Origin of the sequence: Dokdonella ginsengisoli (assembly GCF_042652785.1) — a bacterium.
GTDB lineage: Bacteria > Pseudomonadota > Gammaproteobacteria > Xanthomonadales > Rhodanobacteraceae > Dokdonella_A > Dokdonella_A ginsengisoli.
On the sequence record NZ_JBHSHD010000017.1, the window covers coordinates 81,565 to 102,461 of the forward strand.

Consider the following 20,897-nt stretch of genomic DNA (forward strand, 5'->3'; position numbering starts at 1 on the left):
AGCCGGAATTGCCGCCGGCGCCGTCCGTCAGCGGCCGAACAGCACGTAGGCGTAGGGAGCGCCGGTTTCCGACCCCTCGCGCCGGAACCGCCGGAGTCCGACGTACCAGCCGCTCTCGCGCCCTTCCTGCGGATTCACTCCCTCGATTCCGTCGTACAGCAACTGCCACGGGCCGGCCTGCCCGGCAGGAACCTCGTTACGGTCGGGCAGGTAGCTCCCGTCGCGCTGCTCGAACAGCTGCCGCACCTGAAGGCAATCGTGTACCGGGCGCCCCGGCAGGGCGCAGCGGATCGCCTGCGGTGCGATGTCGAAGTAGATCGTTTCGCCTTTGCTTCCGAATCGCTTCTCGGCGGTCGGTTCGCCTCTGAAGACGACCGTCATGTCAGCCGGCGATTCGAGCACCAGCCGCGGCCCCTCGCTCCTGCGCACGGGAGGAACGAGCCGATACCTCGGATCTCCGTTGAACAGGACCAGGATGGCGTCGTCCGCCATGCCGCGCCGCGCTTCGCAGCCGCGCGCCGTTCGCGTCACCAGATCCTGCTCCGATCTCGACTGGACGATCCGGCCATTGGCCAGGACGTAGCCTTCGCCGAGCGTATTGCAGCCCGTCACGGCGAGACTGCGGCCGTGGAACCTCAGCACGATCGGTTCGGCGTTCGGCGGAGTGAAGACGGGCAGCGATTCGCCCTTCGAGGTGTGCGCTTCGGCGAGGTACCAGTTGTGCCCCTCCAGAACGGCCGGATCGTCCGCGTCGCTCTGCGCCGGGACTTCCCGTCCGATCACCAGCAGAGGAATCAAGCCCGCCCAGGCGAGCCATGCTTGCAGCCGACGAAAAGCTCCGGACGACGACACGACATCTCCCCGAATCCGCCGTTCGCCCACTGTGGCTCAAGCCATGGGCGAGCGCCACTCCCACGCGCCCTGGACGAAGACGGCGCATCGCGATTGGGCACGCGCCGCCTCAATCGAAGCCGTCGACGAAGATGCGGTCCGGGTCGAACTCGTAGGCGCCGATGTCCGGATGCGCGCCGACCACGCGGGCGAAGCCGGCGCCGCGCTGGTCGAACGGCTCGCCGGCCGCGTTGTTGCCGAAGCCGATCGCCCGGCTGTCGGGCCGCAGCGCATGCGTGCGCGTGCGGCCGCCGTTGGCGGCGAGCGGCGCGAGCCGCGGGTCGCCGGTCACGCTGCCCGGCGGCAGCGGCAGCGCGACCGGCGCCACGCCGATGAAGGCGTTGGCGCCGGTGAGCGTGCCTCCGCCGCCGAGGTCGTCCGGCACGCTGGTCGCACGGAAATTGCCGGCCACAATGGTGCTCTGCAGATCGAGCGAGGCGCCGTTGTTGATGTAGAAGCCGGCGCCGCCGGAATCGCTGCTGGCGACGTTCGCCGTGATCGTGCTGTTGCTGACCAGCACGTTCGGCTGCGAGATGCCGAAGGCGATGACGCCGGCACCGCCGGCCGCGCGATTGCCGGAAATCGTGCTGCTGCGGATCTTCGCCGCGTACCCGAACGCAAGGCCGCCGCCCTGCCCGGCGCTGTTGCCTTCGATCGTCGACGCGACGATCTGGTGCGGGGTGGTGGCGGCCGTCGCCGCGGCGCCGCCGCCGCCGTACTTCGTCCCGCTCTCGCGGTTGCCGCGCAGCGTGCTGGCCAGCATCACCAGGCTGTAGCGTCCGAACGCACCGCCGCCGCCGTCGATGCGCAGGCCGGTGCCGTGCGCGCTGGCCTCGCAGCCGGTGATGGTGCTGTTGATCAGCGCCAGACGCGGCGCATAGGCGCCGCCGCCCGCCGCGAGGCCGCGGCCCTGCCCGTCGTCGAAGGCGATCGCGCGGCAGTGGTCGAGCACCACGCCGAGCGAGGGCACGCCGACGAACAGCGCGTTGCCGAGCGTGAGCGTGCCGTTGGAGGCGATGCAGCCGCCGCTCGCGCTCGGCGCGTTCGCCGAGCCGGCGGAAATGCCGTCGGCCAGGCGCACGCCCTGCACGATGAACGAGCCGCCGCCGGTGTGGTTGAAGATGCGGTTGTCGTACTTGGCCTGGCCGGCGCGGAGGGTCAGCGCCGACGGTCCCGGGCCGAGGATCGACACGTTGCGCGGCACGGCGATCTGGCCGGAGGTCAACGTGATCGTGCTGCAGGCGAGCCCGCGCAGGTCGATCACCTCGCCGTCCGCCGCCTGGGCGATCGTCTCGCGCAGGCTGCCGGGGCCGGTGTCGTTGCAGTTGCCGACCGCGAGCGCCGCCGCGGCGGGCGGCGGCAGAAAGGATTCGAGCCCGTATTCGGCGGCCAGTGCCTCCTGGTCGAGGCGATCCAGACGGTGCGCGGCGAGCAGGCGCGGATCGTCGAGCGCCCGCGCGACGGCGCGCTGCACGCCGTCTTCGGTGGCCGCCGCCTCGCCCGCAAGCACCAGTCCCAGCGCCACGGCCAGCGGTGCCAGCCGCCCGCACGCGCGTCGCGACCTGCGGTCACCTGCGCCTTCGATTTTCCGCTTCACGTCGCACTCCCGCGCCGGGCCGTCGGCCCGTCTGACCCGGATACGTGCAGCGCCGCGCAAAGCGGACATTCCGCCGCCGCGGAGGGCCGCCCCTGCCTTTGCGCGGCCCGATAGCGCGCGCTACCCTCGCGCGCCTATGACGAAGACCCCGCACCACGACTTCACGCTCGAACCCGACGACGGCGAGCGCCTGGCCAACCTGGCCGGGCCGTTCGACGAACACCTGCGCCAGATCGAGCTGCGCCTGGGCATCGAAATCGCCAGCCGCGGCAACGTGTTCCGCCTCAGCGGCAGCGAACCGGCGATCCGGCTCGGCGAACGTGCGCTGCGCGAGCTGTACGCAGCCACCGAACACGAAACCCTGACCGGCCCGCAGGTCAACCTGCACCTGTCCGAATCGGGCATCCTCGCCGCCGAGGCGCGCGCGACCGAGGGCGCGCAGGAGGTCGCGGTCAAGACCAAGCGCGGCACCGTGCGCGGGCGCGGCGCGAACCAGACGCGCTACCTGCACGCGATCGCCACGCACGACATCAACTTCGGCGTCGGCCCGGCCGGCACCGGCAAGACCTACCTCGCCGTCGCGATGGCGGTCGACGCGCTGAACGACAACCGCGTGCAGCGGCTGATCCTGGTGCGGCCGGCGGTCGAGGCCGGCGAGAAGCTCGGCTTCCTGCCCGGCGACCTGACGCAGAAGGTCGATCCCTACCTGCGCCCGCTGTACGACGCGCTGTACGAGATGCTCGGCATCGAGCGCGTGATGAAGCTGATCGAGCGCAACGTGATCGAGATCGCGCCGCTGGCGTACATGCGCGGGCGCACCTTGAACGATTCGTTCGTGATCCTCGACGAGGCGCAGAACACCACGGTCGAGCAGATGAAGATGTTCCTCACGCGCATCGGCTTCGGCTCGGTCGCGGTCGTCACCGGCGACATCAGCCAGACCGACCTGCCCAAGCACGTGAAATCCGGCCTGCGCGACGCGATCGACGTGCTGCGCGAGGTCGAAGGCGTCAGCTTCACGTTCTTCACCGCCAAGGACGTCGTGCGCCATCCGCTGGTGCAGCGCATCGTGCACGCCTACGAGGCGCGCGAGCAGGAGCAGGCGCGATGATGATCCGGAGTGCCACCGTCGCCGTGCTGTTCGCGTGCGCGGCCGCGGGCGCCGCGGCGCAGAGCCTGGACGGCCCCGAGAGCATCGAGTTCCACCCGCGCAGCGGCCGCTATTTCATCGGCAATACCGGCGGCGGCATCCTTCAGCGCGCGCCCGACGGCACGCTGAGCACGTTCACCGACGCGCCGGCCTCGCCGTACGGCATCGAGCTGCTCGGCGGCGTGCTGTACGCACTCGATTCCGGGCACCTGAAAGGCTACGACGTCGACAGCGCCGAGCCGGTGCTCGACCTCGCCATCGACGGCGCTTCGTTCCTCAACGGCATCACCTCGGACGGCGCGCATACGCTCTATCTCAGCGACTTCGGCGCGAAGAAGATCCACCGCGTCGACGTCGCCGATCTCGCGGCGCCGGTGCAGAGCGAGCTGACGCCGACCGCGCAGACACCGAACGGTCTGGTCTACGACCGTGCCGGCAATCGCCTGCTGGTCGCCACCTGGACCGGCAACGCGAAGATCCTGGAAATCCCGCTCGACGGAAGTCCGACTCCGGCGACGCTGATCCAGACCCAGCTCGGCAGCATCGACGGCATCGCGCTGGATTGCGCCGGCCGGATCTTCGTGGCGGCATGGTCCTGCGACAACGGCGGCTGCCTCGCCCGCTTCGACCCGCCGTTCGCGTCCGACCCGCCGACCGCGGCGGCCGAGGTGATCGCCGACGGCCTGTCGGGGCCGGCCGACATCGACTACAACCGGATCGGCGGCGAGATCGCCGTGCCGCAGTCCAATGCGGACGCCATCGGCTTCCACGCGACCGGCTGCGAAGCGGCCGCGTTCGCCGACGATTTCGAGCGCTGAGCGCGACGCCGATGCGCACGCGTACCAAGAAGACCGCGGCCGCTGCGAAACCGCGACGCGCGTCCGCGCCGCCGTTGAAGCTGTCCGTCTGGGTCCGCAACGAAGCCGGGCGCAAGGGCGTGCCGCTGCTGCGCAGCTTCGAGCGCTGGATCGCCGCCATTCCCGACCTTCGCCATCCGCACCACTGGACCGAACTGAACATCCTGATCGTCGGCCGCGCCGCCGGACGCCGCTACAACCGCGAGTTCCGCGGCCGCGACTACGCCACCAACGTGCTGAGCTTTCCGTACGAGGCCGCGCCGGGAGAGCATTCCGGCCTGCTCGGCGATCTCGTCGTCTGCGCGCCGGTGGTCGCGCGCGAGGCGCGCGAGCAGCACAAGGCACCGCGCGACCACTACGCGCACCTGACCATCCACGGCGTGCTGCACCTGCTCGGCTACGACCACGAGACCGACGCGGACGCCGAGCGCATGGAGGCGCTGGAACGCGCGGTGCTGGCCTCGCTCGGCATCGCCGATCCGTACGCCGGCCACTGAGCCTTCCGAACCGCCCTGCGCGTCCGCGGACGGCGCTTTCGAACGCCGCATTCCGGGCCGATCCGGCGCCGCGGACCGCTGCAGCGATGCGGTAAACCGCTTTTGCTACACTGCCGGCCCGCCCGCGAGGGCATGTTGCCGGTAGAGATGAGCGAGGACCCTCCCAGTACCCCCCAGCCGCGATCTTGGTTCGAGCGCATCACGCAGGCGCTCTCGGGGGAACCGCAGAGCCGCGAGGAACTGATCGAGGAGCTGCGGCACGCGCAGACCAACGGTCTGCTCTCCAACGACACCCTGTCCATGGTCGAGGGCGCGATCGAGGTCGCCGAACTCACGGTGGCCGACGTCATGGTGCCGCGCGCGCAGATGGTCTCGCTGCCGATCGACGCACCGCTCCCGCAGGTGCTGGAAATCGTCATCGAATCGGGCCACTCGCGCTTTCCGGTGCACGCCGGCGACAAGGACGAGATCCTCGGCATCCTGCTGGCCAAGGACCTGCTGCGCTGCATGCAGCAGGGCAGTGCGCAGGACATCCGCCCGCTGCTGCGGCCGGTCACGATGATTCCCGAATCCAAGCGGCTGAACATCCTGCTCAAGGAGTTCCGCCTCTCGCGCAGCCACATGGCGATCGTCGTCGACGAATACGGCGGCGTCGCCGGCCTCGTCACGATCGAGGACGTGCTCGAACAGATCGTCGGCGACATCGACGACGAGCACGACGACGACGACGACGAGCAGACCCTGATCCAGTCCGGCGCCAACGGCGAATTCCTGGTCAACGCGCTGACGCCGATCGCCGAGTTCAACGAGCGCTTCGGCAGCGACTTCAGCGACGAGGAATTCGACACCGTCGGCGGCATGGTCACGTCCGAGATCGGCCACCTGCCCGAAGTCGGCGAGGAAGCCGTGTTCGCCGGCTTCCATTTCCAGATCACGAAGGCCGACGCGCGCCGCGTGCTGCAGTTCTCGGTGCGGGTGCATGAGGCGTAGGGGCCGGGAATCGGGAATGGGGAATGGGGAATCGGCAAAGCATGGCTTTCGCGGCCGGACCACCATCGCCTGCCTGATGCTTCTGTTCGTCTTCGCATTCGTCGCTGACGCAAGCGCGCAAGCTCCTTCTAACCCTGCCTCTGCCGATTCCCCATTCCCCATTCCCGATTCCCCGCCCAGCGTCAGCCTGCTGACCATCGGCCCCGGCCCGATCTTCTTCGAGCGCTTCGGCCACAACGCGATCGTCGTGCGCGACGGCGACGGCGAGGCGGTGGCCTACAACTACGGCATCTTCGATTTCGCCGAAGGCGACTTCCTCGCCAACTTCGCGCGCGGACGCATGCGCTACCGCATCGCCGCGGACGAGCTGGCCGAGGACATCGCGATGTACCGCGCCGAGCGGCGCGAGATCGTCGAGCAGCGGCTGGACCTGTCGGCCGAGCAGGCGAACGCGCTGGCGCAGTTCCTGGAATGGAACGCGCACCCCGAGAACGCGCTGTACCGCTACGACTACTTCACCGCGAACTGCTCCACGCGCGTGCGCGACGCGCTCGACCGCGCGCTCGGAGGCGCCCTGCGCGCGCAGAGCGAAGGGCGCTCGCGCGGCTACACCTACCGGCTCGACGCGCTGCGGCTGATGGCGCCGCAGCGTGCGCTGATGCTGCTGATCGATCTCGGCCTGGGGCCGTTCGCGGACCAGCGGCTGGACTACTGGCAGGAAAGCTTCGTGCCGGAAACGCTGCGCCACGTGATCGGCGAGATGCGCATCGCCGACGCGGCCGGCGCCGAGCGGCCGCTGGTCACGAACGAGCACGTCGTCGCGGCCGGCGAAATCGAGCAGCCACCCGCCCTGCCGCCGGACCTGCGCTGGCCGCTGTTCCTGATCGGTCTAGCGCTCGGCGCGCTGCTGCTGTGGCTGGCCAGCCGGCGCAGCGCCGCCACGCGCGTGCCGCTGGCGATCTTCGCCGCCCTCTTCCAGGCGTTGTGCGGCATCGGCGGCCTGGCCCTGCTGTTCCTGTGGTTCGGCAGCGATCACGTCTCCGCCTGGCGCAACGAGAACCTGCTGCTGCTCAATCCGCTGTGCCTGCTGCTCGTGCCGGCCTGGATCGGCGCGGCGCGCGCACGCCGTCCCGCGCCACGCTGGGCGCGCATCCTCGCCTGGCTGATCATGCTCGGCGCCGCCTTCGCCCTGTTCTCGAAGATCCTGCCGTGGTTCGTGCAGGAGAACCTGCACTGGATCTTGTTGTTCCTGCCGCTGCACTTCGCGCTCGCGCTGGGGCTGGGACGCATACGAACCGCGCGCGCCGGCTGACGACCGGCGACAGCCGCTCCGCCGTTTCGCGCGAAACGCGACCCGCTGCGCGGACTGCGACGGCGGGCGCTTTCCTGGCTCGACCTCCGCGCTGCCGATCGCGCAGGCTGCAGAACCGATCACGGTTCGCGCGGCCCGCGCCGGCGTAGCGTAAACGCGAGTGCCGCACGGAGGAGCGAGCGATGATCGCGATCAGGAAGATGTTCAGCGCCACGCTGCTGGCGATCGCATGGATACCACGGATTGCCGCGGCCGCGCCCGACTGCGCGGCACTCGACGACCCGATCTATCACCGGGTCAATCCCAGCTCGCAGGCGAATCTGCTCACACCGTGGCAGAGCGAGGCCGACAGCGCCGCGGCCAACCATGGATTCACCGACGACCGCGGCACGCCCGTCCTCGCCTCGCGCACGCCGGCCTCCGGCCTCGTCGCCGCGCACCGGCTCTACAACGGCAGCAGCAACGACTTCGTGTGGATTACCAACCCGGCCGAGATCGCCGGCGCGGTGGCCAACTACGGCTATGCGGACAAGGGCACGGACTTCTACGTCTCGCCCGAGCCCGCCAGCTGCACCCAACCGGTCCATCGCTTCCTCAAGGGCAACAAGCATCGCCACGCGTTCAGCGACGCGGAGCGAAGTGCGCTGCTGGCGCAGGGATGGACGGCGGAAGGCGTTTCATTCCATGCCAAACCTGCCGCTGCACCGGTGGACACGACGTTCTCCATCGCAGTCCTGCCCGACACGCAGAACGAAGTCTTTCCCGGCGCGCCGGCAGCACGCCACGTCGGGCGCGCCCAGTGGCTGGCCGACAACCGCCAGCTCCTGGACCTGCGCTTCGTGCTGCACACCGGCGACGTCACCAACTGGGGCGAGCGCGACGAGCCGCAGTACCAGGTCGCCGTCTCCGGCGTGGTGCCGCTGGAGAACGCCGGCATTGCGTTCGCCTACACGCCCGGCAACCACGACACGCGCGCGGTGTGCGCGGGCGGCAGCGCCTGCCCGGGCGAGAGCGCGATCGTCAACGTGCGCCTGCTGCCGTTGTTCAACCAGTACTTCGGCGACCGCTTCGCCGTCACCGAGCGCATGGAGCCGGGCAAGCTCGACAACTACTACACGCTGTTCGAGGCCGGCGGCGTGGGCTGGATGGTGCTGTCGCTGGAGCTGTGGCCGCGCACCGCGGTGGTGGACTGGGCGAAATCGGCGGTCGCCGCGCATCCGGCGCACAACGTCATCGTGGTCACCCACATGTATCTCGACGGCGACGGCAGCATTTCCACCAGCAACGGTGGCTACGGCGCCAACAGCCCGCGCTATCTGTACGACAACCTCGTCGGCCAGTACCCCAACGTGCGCTTCGTGTTCAGCGGGCACACCGGACAGGCGGCGTCGCGCACCGACACCGGCGTGCACGGCAACCGCATCGCGTCGTTCCTGCAGTCGTTCCACTCCCCCACCAATCCGGTGCGCATCGTCGAGATCGATACCGCCGCCGACACGGCCGCCAGCTGGATCTACGCGCCGCAGACCGCCACCGAGTACCCCGAGTACGACGTGCGGGTCACGGATCTGGATTTCGTCCGCTGACGCACAGCCGGGCGGCCGACCTGGCGCCCGTCCGCGCCTCCGACGGCTGCCCGACCGCCTCTGCGCCGACGGCTTCGACGGCAGCTGAACGCCGCAGCCGGCGGGCCGCCGACGCGGATTGCCGTTGTCATGTCCGAAGCGGCATCATCCGCCCATGGGCTTCTACGCGACGAATCTCCCGACCGATCCGACCTGCAAGGATCCGATGGTCGTCAACTGCGTCGCCTACTCGGCCGACGGCCGCAAGCTGCGCGACATCACGATCGAGGAGATCAGCGACATCCTCGAGACGCCGGACCAGTGGGTCTGGGTCGGCCTGCGCGAGCCGACCGAGGAGCTGCTGGAGAAGCTGCAGCAGGAATTCGGCCTGCACGAGCTCGCCGTCGAAGACGCGCACGCCGCCCACCAGCGCGCGAAGATCGAGGTCTACGGCGATTCGCTGTTCATCGTCACGCATACCGCGCAGACGGTGAACGGCAAGATCGCCTTCGGCGAGACGCACATCTTCCTCGGCCGGCGTTACATCGTGACCGTGCGCCACGGCGCCTCGCTGTCCTACGCGACGGCGCGGCGCGGCTGCGAGCAGAGCCCCGACCTGATGGCGCTGGGGCCGAGCTATTCGGTCTACGCGGTGCTCGACTTCATCGTCGACAACTTCTTCCCGATCGTGCGCGAGTTCCGCGAGGAGCTGCAGGAGCTGGAGGAGGAAGTCTTCCAGGACACCTTCAAGCGCGAGACGATCCGCCGCCTGTACGAGCTGAAGAAGGAACTGGTCACCCTGCGCCTGGCGATCGCGCCGATCCAGGACATCCTGAACCAGCTGGTGCGCCAGTATCCGGGGCTGATCCGCGACGAGGTGCGGCCGTATTTCCGCGACGTCTACGACCACGCCGCGCGCATCAACGAATCCACCGACACGATGCGCGAGATGCTGACGGCCGCGCTGAGCGTGAACCTGTCGCTGGTCACCGTGGCGCAGGGCGAAGTGGTCAAGCGCCTCGCCGGCTGGGCCGCGCTGCTCGCCGCGCCGACCCTGCTGGCGAGCTGGTACGGCATGAACTTCCACCACATGCCCGAACTCGACCAGCCCTGGGCCTATCCGGCGATGATCGGCGTCACCGCCGGCATCTGCGCCACCTTGTACTGGGTGCTCAAGCGCGCGAAGTGGCTGTAGCGGCCGCGCCCGCGCATTGCCCATTCGAAGCCTCGAAACCTATTCCATGCCGCTGACGAAGATGGCATCGGCGGTCAGGCGCGCCACGCCGATGTAGGAGATCTCGGTCGTGATCGAGCTGATGCCGGCGAGCAGCGGGCGTCCGTCCTGCAGGGCCAGCGCGGTGACGGTGTCGGTCCAGGTCGGGCCGCTCGCGGCGAACGAACCTGTGCTGAGGCCGCCGACGCCGAAGCGCGGATCGACGGTACCGTCTTCACGCCAGCGCACCACGCCGAACAGGTTGTAGCCGTAGGTGCCGGCGGCCACGACCTTGCCGTCGGACTGGACCGCCACCGCGCTGGCGCGGTCGAGGTCCGGGCCGCCGTAGCGCACCGCGCCGGTGCCGCCGAACGAGGTGTCGAAGCCGCCGTCGGAGGCGCGCAGGCGCGCGACGTAGATGTCCGAATTGTCGAAGTCGCCGGCGCTGCCGGCCACCACGATGCGCTGCCGGCGGTCGATCGTCACCGCGCTCAGCGCGGCGAGCAGGTCCGGACTGAACAGGATGCGCCCGCTGCTGCCGAAGCTGCCGTCGAGGCTGCCGTCGGCGTTCAGGCGCACGGCGCCTCCGTGGTACGCCGCCGGTGCTTCGACCATGCCGACCGCGACGATCCTGCCGTCGGCCTGCACGGCCACGGCGAGGGCCTGGTCGCGGTTGCTGCCGCCCTGGTCGAACGCCGCCAGCTGCACGCCCGGCCGCGCGCCGCCGGGATTGAACGTGGTGTCGAGGGTCAGGTCCGGATTCAGCCGCGCGATCGCGAAATCCTCGTTGCCGGCATTGGAGGCGCGGTTCGCCACGCCGGCCACGATGATCTTGCCGTTCGGCAGCACGGCCGCGCAGAGGATGCGCGAGCTGGGCTCGGCCGGGTGCGCCGACAGCGGGATCGAACGCACCGGCGCGCCGCCGGGCCAGCGTTCGAGCTGGCCGTCGCGTGAGACGCGCGCACCCATGCCGGCCGCGGTGGCGTACTCGTTGTCGCCGAAGACGAGCAGGCGGCTGTCCGGCTGCAGCGCGAAGGCGAAGCTCGAGCCGCGCGGGAATCCGGCGAACTCGTTGAAGACGAAGGCGCCGGTGGCGCTGGGTCCGTAGCCGAAATCCGGCGTGCCGTCCGGCAGCAGGCGCGCGGCGCAGGGATAGCTGTCTTCGCCGGCCTTGCAGGCGCCGCCGATCAGCAACCGGCCGTCCGGCTGCACCAGCAGCGCCGGGTTGGTGAAGATGCTGGCGGGCGCGTGCGTGACCTGCAGGCGGCCGTCGCCGTTGAAGGCGGGATCGAGGAATCCGTCGATGTTGGTGAGCGGATCTTGCGCGAAGGCGGAAGAAGCGCTCGCGGCTGCCGCGAGGACGCAAAGCAGGCGCAGCCGGTGCGGACGGGACATCACGGTTTCCCCTGAAACCTCGATCGCTCGAGAGTGCGCTGGCGAAGGACGGAGGAAACCCGGGCGCTGCGCCATGCCGGCGAAAGCCCCGCTCGCCGCGACCCGGCGGCAGGCCGAGGCGCGGCGGCGGCCGGGACCGGAAGCGGTGCATCCCGGCCTGTTCCCCCTGGCCGCGCAGGCTCGCGCCCGGATCGGGCGCTGTCAAGCGGGGCGTCCGCGCCGGGGCGCGCGGACGCCCGCCTCGCCTCACGGAGGCGGATCGAAGCCGTCGGCGAAGATCGTGTCGTCGCCGAGGATCTCCAGCGTGACGCCGTCGAACCAGGCATGGGTCGTGCGTGGTTCGGCGGACGCGCCCCCTTCCACCGCGACCAGGATCACGGCGATCGAGCTGGAATCCCGGCTCGCCACGCCGGCGAAGACCGGCGTGCACAGGTGCACGTCGGCGTCGAAGTACGAGTTGAGCACCAGCGGCTGCACGGCCTGGCGTTCGTACGCGCCCAGATCGGCGGTGCCCATGCGGTTTGCGCCACAGCACCGAGCGCTGCAGGCGGAAATCGCAGTCGACGTCGAGCGATGCGCGGTCAGCGCGCGCGCTGCAAATGCCGGCGCAAGGGATGGTCCGGCGGCAGCAATGCGGCGATGCGTTCGCTCTCCCGCCCCGCCTCGTCGGCCAGCGCGGAATCGCCCGCCGCCGCCGCGGCGACGGCCAGCGCGGCCTGTGCTTCGCCGACCCAGGGGTGGTCCGTGCCGAGTTCGGATCGTCCGTCCGCCAGCGCGCTGCGCAGGCGTTCGACCGCAGCCGGCGCATCACCCCGCCGCACGCTGCGCAGGGCGAGCGCCGTGACCGTCGGCAGACGGTAAGGGTGGCCGGCGCGCAGCGTGGCCAGCAGGTTTTCCGCGCGCGCCGCGGCATCGTCGCGGCAGGCCTCGGCCGCCGCGCCGGGTTCCGCACAGGCGAGCGCGAACCGCGCCAGCAGCAGCGCCGACACGGCAGCACGCTTGGACTGGTTCTGCGGCGTCGGCAGCAGCGGCGCCAGCGCGGCGAGGGGCTCGTCCGGCGTACCCTCGACGCGAACCATTTCCGCCAGGTCGAGCGCGTTTCCGTAGATCGCGTCGGCGTTGTCGCCCTCGATCGTCGCCAGCAGCCGGTTCGATTCCGCCAGGTCCGCGCGCGCCTCGGCATAGCGGCCCTGGCGCACGCGCAGCGCGCCGCGATAGCCGAGCACGATCGCGCGCGGCCGCGCCGGCGCGCTCTCTCCTTCCGCGTCGGCCAGCGCACGCTCGCAATACGCCTGCGCCTTGTCCAGCTGCCACAGCCAGCAGGCGGTGGAACAGGCCTGCGTGGAGACGGTCCAGCGCTTGCGGTTGCCGCCGGCCACCTTGTCGCGCAGCGGCAGCAACCGGTCGAGATCGGCCAGCGCCTCGCGCCAGCGCCCGAGCCCGAACTTGACGCGCGCGAGATTGCCGAGCACGACCAGCGCCGCGCGGTTCTCGCCGAGGCCGTGCGCGACGTGCCAGTCGTAGGCGCGCTGCCGCCATTGCAGTGCCTTTTCGGCATCGCCCGCCGCCAGGTACGCGCCGCCGAGATTGTTCATTACGGTGGCCAGTTCGATGCGGTCGCCGGAATCCTTCAGCACCTCGTAGGCGCCCAGCTGTGCCGTCACTGCCTCCGCGCTGCGGCCGGTCTTTGCGTAGACGAGGCCGAGGTCCTCCAGCGCGAAGGCGTAGTCCTCGCCGCGCGTGCCGGCGGCGCGCATGCCGGCCGTCGCCTGCTCCAGGTCGGCCGTGGCCTGCGCGTAGCGATCCAGGTAGTAGGCCGCTTCACCGCGCCGGGCCAGCGCGGCCCAGGTGCGCGGATCGCGCTCGCCCCAGGCGGCGCGGGCGTGCGCGTAGGCGCGTTCGGCCAGCTCCGAGGCGACCTCCGGCGCGCCGATCTCGATGTGCACGCGCGAGAACAGCAGCGCGAGGTCGGCCAGCGTGGCGTCGTCGCCGGCGAACTGCGAACCGAGCTGGGCGACGCCCGCGTCGAGCAGCTGCCGCACCGTGGGCACTTCGCCTTCCTGCACGCCGGTGCGCAGCGGATCGAACAACCCGGCGATGAAGCGGTTCTCGGCGTGCACGCGCGCGGCCTCGCGCCGCGCGACGCCAGCCTGCCACAGCGCCACGCCGAGCGCGGCGAGAATCGCGACCAGGAACGCGAACGTGCCGGCGACGCCGCCCTTGTGGCGCGTGACGAACTTGCGCGCGCGATACCAGCGCGTCTGCGGCTGCGCCTGCACCGGCCGGCCGTCGAGCAGGCGCTCGATCTCGTCGGCCAGCGCGCCGGCCGAGGCGTAGCGGCGCTCCGGATCGGCTTCGGTCGCCTTGCTCACCACCGCCTGGAGATCGCCGCGCAGGCGCCGCCCGGTGGTCTGCGCTTGCAGCGCGTCCGGCCGCTTCCTCTGTGCCGGCGGCGTGATCGCGGGGCTGTGCCGCGCGCCGGTCAGCAGCTCGCCGAGCACGACGCCGAGCGCGTACACGTCCGTCGCCGTCGTGATCGCGCCGCCGGCGGCCTGCTCCGGCGCGGCGTAGGCCGGCGTGAACGCCGGCAGCAGCGTCGCCTCGGCGTCCGCCTCGTCGGCGAGCAGCTTGGCGATGCCGAAGTCGAGCAGCTTGATCTCGCCGTCGGCGGTTACGAACACGTTCGACGGCTTGAGGTCGCGGTGCACGATCAGCGCGCGGTGCGCCGCATCGACGGCGCGGCATGTGGTCGCGAACAGCCGCAGCCGCGCGCGCGTGTCCAGCGCACGCTCGCGCGCGTAGTCGGTGATCGGCTGGCCGTCGACGAGTTCGAGCGCGATGTAGGCGGCGCCGCCGTCGCTGACGCCGCCTTCGATCAGGCGCGCGATGTGCGGATGCTGCAGCCCGATCAGCGCACGCTGCTCGCGGCCGAAGCGCCGCCGCGCCTCCGCGCCGAGCAGGCTCTGCCGCAGCAGCTTCAGCGCCACGCACTGCGTGGCGCCTTCGAATTCGCGCCGCGCCTCGAATACCGTGGACGAACCGCCCTCGCCGATCACGCGCACGATCTCGAACGCGCCGACGCGACTGCCGGCGGGCAGCGCCGGCACGTTCTCGTCCTCGCCCAGCGCCTGCGCCATTCGCGCGAGCCGCTCGCTCGACACCGGCTCGTCGGCGCCCTCGTCGGCGCGCAGCATCGCCTCGACCTGCGCGCGCACGCCGGCGTCGGCGCAGCGCTCGTCGAGAAAGGCCGCGCGTTCGGTCGGGGTGAGCGCCAGGGCGGCCTCGAACAGTTCGCGCAGGGGCACCGGCGTGGGATTCGTCATTCCTGCGCACAACGCCGCGAAGCGCCCTCACGTGCCATCGCCGAGCTCGCTCTTGAGGAAGGCGCGCGCGAAGCGCCAGTCGCGAGCGACCGTGCGCCGGGCCACGCCGAGCACCTCGGCGGCGCGATCCTGGTCGAGTCCGGCGAAGCAGATCAGCTCGACCACGCGCGCCGCGCGCACGTCGAGCGCCTCGAGCCGCTGCAGCGCCTCGTCCAGTTCCAGCGTCTGCTCGGCGCTTTCCAGCGCCAGGCGCCAGTCGCTGCCGGTCAGCGTGGTGCGCACCCAGTCGCCGCCGGCGCGCTGGCGCAGGCGGTCGCGCGCGCGGTCGGCGAGCAGATGGCGCATCGCGCGCGCGGCGTAGGCGAAGAACTGCTCCGGATGCGCGAACGCCAGATCGCGCCCCGAGCTGAGGCGCAGGTAGAGCTCGTGGACGACCGCCGTGGTGTCGAGCGTATGGCGGTCGCGGCCGGCCAGCCTTCGCCCGGCCATCGCCTTCAGGCGGTCGTAGACCTGCCCGAACAACGCGCCGGTCTCGAACGCCGCGCCCGCTTCATCGTCTGGATGCACCGCACCCACCATCCGCTCCCCGTCGTCGCAGTCTAGCGCAGCGCCGCCCATGGCAGGCGGCGCGGCCGCCGCGCGAAAAAAAGACCGGCCGGTGGCGATCATTCGACCAAAGTCGAACGCCCGCTAGGCGCTTCGCGCATTGACCGCTCCGGCGCGAAGGCACACGCTTTCGGGCATCGTTCATCGCGCAGGAACCTCTCCATGAACACAGCCGCCGCCGGTTCCTCGAGCCCCCTCTCCAAGCTCGCCTGGGCGGCACTCGCCGTAGTCGGCGCGTTCTGCCTCGGCACGATCGCGCTGCATCGCGGCGAGACGATCAACGCGGTCTGGCTGGTCGCCGCGTCGACCTCGATCTTCTTCATCGGCTACCGCTTCTACAGCCGCTACATCGCCGACAAGGCACTCGGGCTCGACGGCACGCGCGCGACGCCGGCGGTGCGCCGCAACGACGGCCTGGACTACGTGCCGACCGACAAGTGGGTCGTGTTCGGCCACCACTTCGCCGCGATCGCCGGCGCCGGCCCGCTGGTCGGCCCGGTGCTGGCCGCGCAGATGGGCTACCTGCCCGGCACTTTGTGGATCCTGTTCGGCGTGATCCTCGCCGGCGCGGTGCAGGACTTCATGATCCTGTTCCTGTCGGTGCGTCGCGACGGCCGCTCGCTCGGCGAGATGGTGCGCGCCGAACTGGGACCGACCGCCGGCGTGATCGCGATGATCGGCGTGCTGATGATCATGTTCATCATCCTCGCCGTGCTCGCCCTGGTGGTGGTCAAGGCGCTGGCGGAAAGCCCGTGGGGCACCTTCACCGTGGCGATGACGATGCCGATCGCGGTGTTCATGGGCGTGTACCTGCGCTACCTGCGCCCGGGCCGCGTGATGGAGGTGTCGATCATCGGCCTGGTCCTGCTGCTGCTCTCGATCTGGCTCGGCGGCGTGGTCGCGCACGATCCGCAGTGGGCGGCGATGTTCCACTTCAACGGCCGCCAGCTGGCCTGGATGCTGATCGGCTACGGCTTCGTCGCCTCGGTGCTGCCGGTGTGGCTGCTGCTGGCGCCGCGCGACTACCTTTCCACCTTCCTGAAGATCGGCACCGTCGTGCTGCTCGCGCTCGGCATCCTGATCGCCGCGCCGGAACTGCGCATGCCGGCGATCACGAAGTTCATCGACGGCAGCGGCCCGGTGTTCGCCGGCAACCTGTTCCCGTTCCTGTTCATCACGATCGCCTGCGGCGCGGTGTCCGGCTGGCATTCGCTGATCTCCTCCGGCACCACGCCCAAGCTGCTGGCGAACGAGAAGGAAGCGCGCCTGGTCGGCTACGGCTCGATGCTGATGGAAGCCTTCGTCGCGATCATGGCGCTGATCGCTGCCTGCGTGCTCGACCCCGGCATCTACTTCGCGATGAACTCGCCCGGCGCGCTGATCGGCACCACGGTCGAGTCGGCCGCGCAGGCGATCAGCTCCTGGGGCTTCGTCATCACGCCGGACGTGCTGGCGCAGACCGCCAAGGACATCGGCGAGAACTCGATCCTGTCGCGCGCCGGCGGCGCGCCGACGCTCGCCGTCGGCATGGCGCACATCATCCACCAGGTCATCGCCGGCGAAGGCATGATGGCGTTCTGGTACCACTACGCGATCCTGTTCGAGGCGCTGTTCATCCTCACCACCGTCGACGCCGGCACGCGCGTCGGCCGCTTCATGATCCAGGAACTGGCCGGCCTGGCCGTGCCGGCGCTGAAGAAGACCGAATCGTGGGCCGCCAACCTGATCGCCACCGCGCTGTGCGTCGGCTGCTGGGGCTACTTCCTCTACCAGGGCGTGGTCGATCCGCTCGGCGGCATCAACACGCTGTGGCCGCTGTTCGGCATCGCCAACCAGATGCTCGCGGCGATCGCGCTGACCCTGGCCTGCGTCTGCCTGATCAAGATGAAGCGCGACAAGTACCTGTGGATTCCGCTGCTGCCGACCGTGTGGCTGGTGATCTGCACGCTGACCGCGGGCTGGCAGAAGGTGTTCTCCAGCGACGTCAAGGTCAGCTTCCTCGCCCACGCGCAGAAGTATTCCGCCGCGCTCGACGCCGGTCAGGTGCTGGCACCGGCGAAGTCGATCGACGACATGCGCCGCATCCTGACCAACGATTACGTCGATGCCACGCTGGCGGTGATCTTCATGCTGCTGGTGGTGGCGATGGTCGTGTTCGGCCTGCGCGCGGCATTCGCAGCTCGCCGCAATCCGGTGCCGACCGCGCACGAGACGCCGTACGTCGCGCTGGCCGGAGCGGCGCCGTGAGTACGGCGCTGCTACAGCGGTGCTGGCGCCTTTGCGTGCGCATCGCGCGCCAGATCATCGGCGTGCCGGACTACGAGGTCTACGTCGCGCACCTGCGCGCGCACCATCCCGAGCGCTCGATTCCGAGCTACGCCGAGTTCTTCAACGAACGGCAGCTGGCGCGCTACAAGGGCGGCGGCGGGCGCTGCTGCTAGGCGCGACGTTCGTCGATCGCGAAGCGGCGAGCGGCCGGCGAGCCGGTCGGCAGCGAGCCGGGAATCCGGCGCGAAAGGCACCGCGGATGCCCGCGTTCGCGGGCATGACGTCGCGAGGTTCGGCAGCGCCCCCACGCGAACGGACGCCCGCAGCCGAGGCCGCGACACCCGCTTCTCCGCCGCGACGGCGCGCCCTATGCTGGCGCGATGAGGATTCTCTACCTGCTCGATCTGGTCGGCGTGGCCGTGTTCGCGATCAGCGGCACGCTCGCGGCCGGGCGGGCGGGCCTCGACCTGCTCGGCGTGCTGGTGATCGCCGCGGTCACCGCGATCGGCGGCGGAACCCTGCGCGACCTGCTGCTCGACCGGCATCCGATCTTCTGGGTGCGCGATCCGCGCTATCTGTACGTGATCGGCACGACCGCACTGCTGACGGTGGCCTGCGCACGCTGGGGTTCGCTGCCGTACCACGACGTGCTGCTGGTCGCCGACGCGCTCGGCCTGGCGCTGTTCGCGCTGACCGGCGCCGAACTCGCCGAGGAAGCCGAGCACCCGGCGGTCATCGTCGTGCTGACCGGCACGATGACCGGCGTGGCCGGCGGCGTCGTGCGCGACGTGCTCACCGCGCAGGTGCCGCTGATCCTGCGCGGCGACATCTACGCCAGCGCGGCGATCGTCGGCATCGCGCTGTACCTGATGCTGCACAGGCTCGGCGTACCACGCGCGTTCGCGTTCGCGGCGGGTTTCCTGACGGTGGCCGGGCTGCGCCTGGCCTCCGTCACCTGGGGATTGCAGCTGCCGACCTTCGAGCTGCGCGGATGAGGCGCGCGACCGGCACGCCTGCATGCCGGTCGCGCATCTTCCCGCCGGAAAACCTCAGTTGCCGGCGTCGCGCACGACCATCTGGCCCGGAATCGACTGGCCGGTCAGGCCGGTCATGCTGAGGAAGTTCTCGGCCATGAAGTTGCGCGAGAAGTCGTTGGAGACGACCGCGAAAACTTCGCCCGGCGTGTTCGCCATCGCCAGCTTGACCTCGAAATCGTTCGACGCCGCACTGCCGGCGCGGATCATGCCCGGCAGGTCGCCGCGGCCGGTCTTGTCGAGGTAGTCCTTGGCGATGTCGCGCAGCTGCATCAGCTGGGAATCGTTGAAGGTGAGCTGCACGTGCTGGTTGCCGTCGAAGCTCTTCGGCTTGGCGCCCTGCCCGTCGAACGCGTTGCGCATGTACGAGGTCAGGCTCTCGTTGTAGTTGGCGAGCATGACGCGGTACGTCGTCGCGCCCTCGATCGGCTTGCCGTCGGCGCCGAGCTTGAAGCTGACTTCGCTGGAGTGGTCGTTGTTGATCGTGTAGCTGTTGGTCTGCTCGATGCTGCCGTCCTGCCAGGTGGTGCGGTTGATCGTCAGGTGGCTGCTGTTGATCTCCTGCATCCACGACAGGCTGCCGAGATTGGCGCCGACCGAGGCGACGTGGTCGGAGTTGAAGATCTCCGACTTGCCGGACTGGCTCACGCCCGGCGGCGACCAGTTCGGAATCTGGCCCGAGCTCATGAAGTTCTGGTACGCGGCGCGCCCTTCCTCGGTGCGCAGGTCCAGGCGCGCGACCGACATCGCCTGCGTGTCCGCGCTCTTGTCCACGCCGATGCCGGCGCTGATCAGGCCGCGGCGACCGATGCCGAGGAACATCTCGTTCTCGACCGTCTTGACCGGGCCGGAATAGACCTCGAACGTGTTCGCGTCGACGCGGCGCACGCCGAAGCCCTGGCCTTTCAGTTCGGTGTGCGTGGTCTCGCCGTTGAGCAGCTTGTAGCTGGCCGCGAAGGAGGTTCCCTCCAGCGTCTGCCCGCGCATCATCACCGAGGTGCCGACCGGCATGTTCATCGGATCGAGCGGGTTCGGCGCGACGGCCAGGTCGCCCTTGGCGAGCTGCGCGCCCTGCTGCGGCGTCACCGTCGCCTGGTAGGTCAGGCGCGTGCCGGTGAACGTCTCGGCCGAGGCCGACACCGGAATCGGCAGGCCCTTGACGACGTTGCGCAGCAGCGGCGAGCTCTCGACCAGGCTCTTCGCGCCCGGCGACAGCACGCCGAGCTTGTCGGCCCAGCCGTAGATGCGGTTCAGCGGCGTCTTGCCGAAGCTGGCGCTGCCGGTGATCTGCATCTGCGCCGACATCTCGAACTGCTGCGTCTGCTGGAAGTTGACGTCGGTCTGCACCTGAGAGAGCTTGACCTCGCCCTCGACGCGGACGTCGCCGCCGACGCGCGCGGGAATCAGCGACGGCGTGCTCGCACCGATCACCGGCGTGGAGAAGTTCACCTGCGAACCCGGATTCATCGCCCAGCCGAGCGCCTCATCGGGCAGCTTGCCGAGCAGCTCGTAGGCGGACTGGACCTGCTCGGGCGACGGATTGGCCGGCAGCTTCACGCCGAGCACGCCGAGCGCGCTGCTGACCTGCTCGAGCGGCAGGGACGATACGTTCGTCGTGGACTGGCCGGCGGTCAGGTAGGCCGGCACCTGCGCCGGCTGCGCCTTCGCCTCGTCGACGATGCGCTGCAGTTCCTGCGTGTACGGATTGCTCTGGTAGGCGGTGAGCGCGTTGTCGTACTCGTAGCTCGCCGTCGCGCCGTTCAGGCCGGCGAAGTCGCTGCGCTGCGGCGCGAAGCGGTCGAGCGCGGCCTGCGCCTGTTCCGCGCGCGTGGCGTTGAACGCCTCGACGCGGGGTGTGTACACCGACGAGGCGACCTGGCCCGGCATGCCGGCGAGGTCGTCGCGGCGCGGCAGCGGCAGCGCATGGATCGCCTGCACGGCTTCCTGCGGCGTGGCGGCTTCCTCGGCGGTCTTCGGCTTCGCTGCAGCCGCAGCGGGAGCGGCGGTGTCGGCCGCCGGGGCCGAAGCGGGCGTCTCGGGCTGCGGGGCGGCCTGCGGTTCTTCGGCGGGAAGCGTGCGCGGGCTCTGCGCGCGGACTCCATTGATGTCGACCATGATCTTCCCTCCGGAAACGGCGATTCGGGCCGCAACCGTACCCGGCCGGCACCGGCCGGACCATTGGGGACAACCCTAGAAGCG

Annotated in this window: 17 protein-coding genes; 10 read left to right on the forward strand and 7 right to left on the reverse strand. The window is 70.3% G+C overall.

What is annotated here, in order from left to right:
* Window positions 1–27 precede the first annotated feature (27 nt).
* Entirely contained in the window at window positions 28–852 is an 825-nt protein-coding gene (locus ACFO6Q_RS19365) for a hypothetical protein (protein WP_380022814.1), read from the reverse strand.
* 109 nt (window positions 853–961) lie between these two features.
* Window positions 962–2,488, reverse strand: coding sequence for a choice-of-anchor Q domain-containing protein (locus ACFO6Q_RS19370; protein ID WP_380022816.1), 1,527 nt, complete (start codon window positions 2,486–2,488; stop codon window positions 962–964).
* Window positions 2,489–2,624: 136 nt separating this feature from the next.
* On the opposite strand from ACFO6Q_RS19370, the gene ACFO6Q_RS19375 reads away from it, so the two are divergent.
* The 7 genes from ACFO6Q_RS19375 (at window position 2,625) to corA (ending at window position 10,054) form a co-directional block, all read left to right on the forward strand.
* Window positions 2,625–3,599, forward strand: coding sequence for a PhoH family protein (locus ACFO6Q_RS19375; RefSeq protein ID WP_380022817.1), 975 nt, complete (start codon window positions 2,625–2,627; stop codon window positions 3,597–3,599).
* Window positions 3,596–4,456, forward strand: coding sequence for an SMP-30/gluconolactonase/LRE family protein (locus ACFO6Q_RS19380; RefSeq protein WP_380022819.1), 861 nt, complete (start codon window positions 3,596–3,598; stop codon window positions 4,454–4,456). The genes ACFO6Q_RS19375 and ACFO6Q_RS19380 overlap by 4 nt, the downstream gene beginning before the upstream one ends.
* Window positions 4,457–4,467: 11 nt before the next feature.
* Window positions 4,468–4,992, forward strand: coding sequence for an rRNA maturation RNase YbeY (ybeY, locus tag ACFO6Q_RS19385; RefSeq protein ID WP_380022821.1), 525 nt, complete (start codon window positions 4,468–4,470; stop codon window positions 4,990–4,992).
* 147 nt (window positions 4,993–5,139) lie between these two features.
* The gene (locus ACFO6Q_RS19390) at window positions 5,140–5,982 is read left to right on the forward strand and encodes an HlyC/CorC family transporter (RefSeq protein WP_380022891.1); all 843 of its coding nucleotides are present in this window, start codon (window positions 5,140–5,142) and stop codon (window positions 5,980–5,982) included.
* 76 nt (window positions 5,983–6,058) lie between these two features.
* The gene (locus tag ACFO6Q_RS19395; protein ID WP_380022823.1) at window positions 6,059–7,294 is read left to right on the forward strand and encodes a lipoprotein N-acyltransferase Lnb domain-containing protein; all 1,236 of its coding nucleotides are present in this window, start codon (window positions 6,059–6,061) and stop codon (window positions 7,292–7,294) included.
* 182 nt (window positions 7,295–7,476) lie between these two features.
* Window positions 7,477–8,880, forward strand: coding sequence for a metallophosphoesterase (locus tag ACFO6Q_RS19400; protein ID WP_380022825.1), 1,404 nt, complete (start codon window positions 7,477–7,479; stop codon window positions 8,878–8,880).
* A 154-nt stretch (window positions 8,881–9,034) separates the two neighbouring features.
* Window positions 9,035–10,054, forward strand: coding sequence for a magnesium/cobalt transporter CorA (gene corA, locus ACFO6Q_RS19405; RefSeq protein ID WP_380022826.1), 1,020 nt, complete (start codon window positions 9,035–9,037; stop codon window positions 10,052–10,054).
* A 39-nt stretch (window positions 10,055–10,093) separates the two neighbouring features.
* Here the strand turns inward: corA and ACFO6Q_RS19410 are convergent, their stop codons facing one another.
* The 4 genes from ACFO6Q_RS19410 to ACFO6Q_RS19425 form a co-directional block, all read right to left on the reverse strand.
* Window positions 10,094–11,467, reverse strand: coding sequence for an NHL repeat-containing protein (locus ACFO6Q_RS19410; RefSeq protein ID WP_380022827.1), 1,374 nt, complete (start codon window positions 11,465–11,467; stop codon window positions 10,094–10,096).
* A gap of 246 nt (window positions 11,468–11,713) precedes the next feature.
* Window positions 11,714–11,983, reverse strand: a complete 270-nt coding sequence (locus tag ACFO6Q_RS19415) for a hypothetical protein (RefSeq protein WP_380022829.1) — start codon at window positions 11,981–11,983, stop codon at window positions 11,714–11,716.
* A gap of 65 nt (window positions 11,984–12,048) precedes the next feature.
* Window positions 12,049–14,790 carry a serine/threonine-protein kinase gene (locus ACFO6Q_RS19420; protein ID WP_380022830.1) on the reverse strand — a complete coding sequence of 914 codons (2,742 nt, stop codon included), beginning with the start codon at window positions 14,788–14,790 and terminating at the stop codon, window positions 12,049–12,051.
* Window positions 14,791–14,817: 27 nt separating this feature from the next.
* On the reverse strand, window positions 14,818–15,357 hold the full coding sequence (locus ACFO6Q_RS19425; RefSeq protein ID WP_380022831.1) for an ECF-type sigma factor: 540 nt from the start codon (window positions 15,355–15,357) through the stop codon (window positions 14,818–14,820).
* 201 nt (window positions 15,358–15,558) lie between these two features.
* Here ACFO6Q_RS19425 and ACFO6Q_RS19430 point away from each other — a divergent pair, with 201 nt between their 5' ends.
* The 3 genes from ACFO6Q_RS19430 (at window position 15,559) to ACFO6Q_RS19440 (ending at window position 18,659) form a co-directional block, all read left to right on the forward strand.
* Window positions 15,559–17,643, forward strand: coding sequence for a carbon starvation CstA family protein (locus tag ACFO6Q_RS19430; protein WP_380022833.1), 2,085 nt, complete (start codon window positions 15,559–15,561; stop codon window positions 17,641–17,643).
* Window positions 17,640–17,837, forward strand: a complete 198-nt coding sequence (locus tag ACFO6Q_RS19435) for a YbdD/YjiX family protein (RefSeq protein ID WP_380022834.1) — start codon at window positions 17,640–17,642, stop codon at window positions 17,835–17,837. The genes ACFO6Q_RS19430 and ACFO6Q_RS19435 overlap by 4 nt, the downstream gene beginning before the upstream one ends.
* A 207-nt stretch (window positions 17,838–18,044) precedes the next feature.
* Window positions 18,045–18,659 (forward strand): trimeric intracellular cation channel family protein, encoded by a 615-nt coding sequence (locus ACFO6Q_RS19440; RefSeq protein WP_380022836.1) that lies wholly within the window; start codon window positions 18,045–18,047, stop codon window positions 18,657–18,659.
* A 54-nt stretch (window positions 18,660–18,713) separates the two neighbouring features.
* On the opposite strand, the gene ACFO6Q_RS19445 is transcribed toward ACFO6Q_RS19440, so the two are convergent.
* The gene (locus tag ACFO6Q_RS19445; protein ID WP_380022838.1) at window positions 18,714–20,813 is read right to left on the reverse strand and encodes a hypothetical protein; all 2,100 of its coding nucleotides are present in this window, start codon (window positions 20,811–20,813) and stop codon (window positions 18,714–18,716) included.
* Window positions 20,814–20,897 lie beyond the last annotated feature (84 nt).

What these genes read in the sequence shown, in the direction of transcription:
- corA (WP_380022826.1), top strand. Translation starts at nt 9,035, where the DNA reads ATGGGCTTCTACGCGACGAATCTCCCGACCGATCCGACCTGCAAGGAT.
- ACFO6Q_RS19390 (WP_380022891.1), top strand. Translation starts at nt 5,140, where the DNA reads ATGAGCGAGGACCCTCCCAGTACCCCCCAGCCGCGATCTTGGTTCGAG.
- ybeY (WP_380022821.1), top strand. Translation starts at nt 4,468, where the DNA reads ATGCGCACGCGTACCAAGAAGACCGCGGCCGCTGCGAAACCGCGACGC.
- ACFO6Q_RS19415 (WP_380022829.1), bottom strand. Translation starts at nt 11,983, where the DNA reads ATGGGCACCGCCGATCTGGGCGCGTACGAACGCCAGGCCGTGCAGCCG.
- ACFO6Q_RS19420 (WP_380022830.1), bottom strand. Translation starts at nt 14,790, where the DNA reads ATGACGAATCCCACGCCGGTGCCCCTGCGCGAACTGTTCGAGGCCGCC.
- ACFO6Q_RS19410 (WP_380022827.1), bottom strand. Translation starts at nt 11,467, where the DNA reads ATGTCCCGTCCGCACCGGCTGCGCCTGCTTTGCGTCCTCGCGGCAGCC.
- ACFO6Q_RS19380 (WP_380022819.1), top strand. Translation starts at nt 3,596, where the DNA reads ATGATGATCCGGAGTGCCACCGTCGCCGTGCTGTTCGCGTGCGCGGCC.
- ACFO6Q_RS19445 (WP_380022838.1), bottom strand. Translation starts at nt 20,813, where the DNA reads ATGGTCGACATCAATGGAGTCCGCGCGCAGAGCCCGCGCACGCTTCCC.
- ACFO6Q_RS19440 (WP_380022836.1), top strand. Translation starts at nt 18,045, where the DNA reads ATGAGGATTCTCTACCTGCTCGATCTGGTCGGCGTGGCCGTGTTCGCG.
- ACFO6Q_RS19430 (WP_380022833.1), top strand. Translation starts at nt 15,559, where the DNA reads ATGAACACAGCCGCCGCCGGTTCCTCGAGCCCCCTCTCCAAGCTCGCC.
- ACFO6Q_RS19400 (WP_380022825.1), top strand. Translation starts at nt 7,477, where the DNA reads ATGATCGCGATCAGGAAGATGTTCAGCGCCACGCTGCTGGCGATCGCA.
- ACFO6Q_RS19375 (WP_380022817.1), top strand. Translation starts at nt 2,625, where the DNA reads ATGACGAAGACCCCGCACCACGACTTCACGCTCGAACCCGACGACGGC.
- ACFO6Q_RS19395 (WP_380022823.1), top strand. Translation starts at nt 6,059, where the DNA reads ATGCTTCTGTTCGTCTTCGCATTCGTCGCTGACGCAAGCGCGCAAGCT.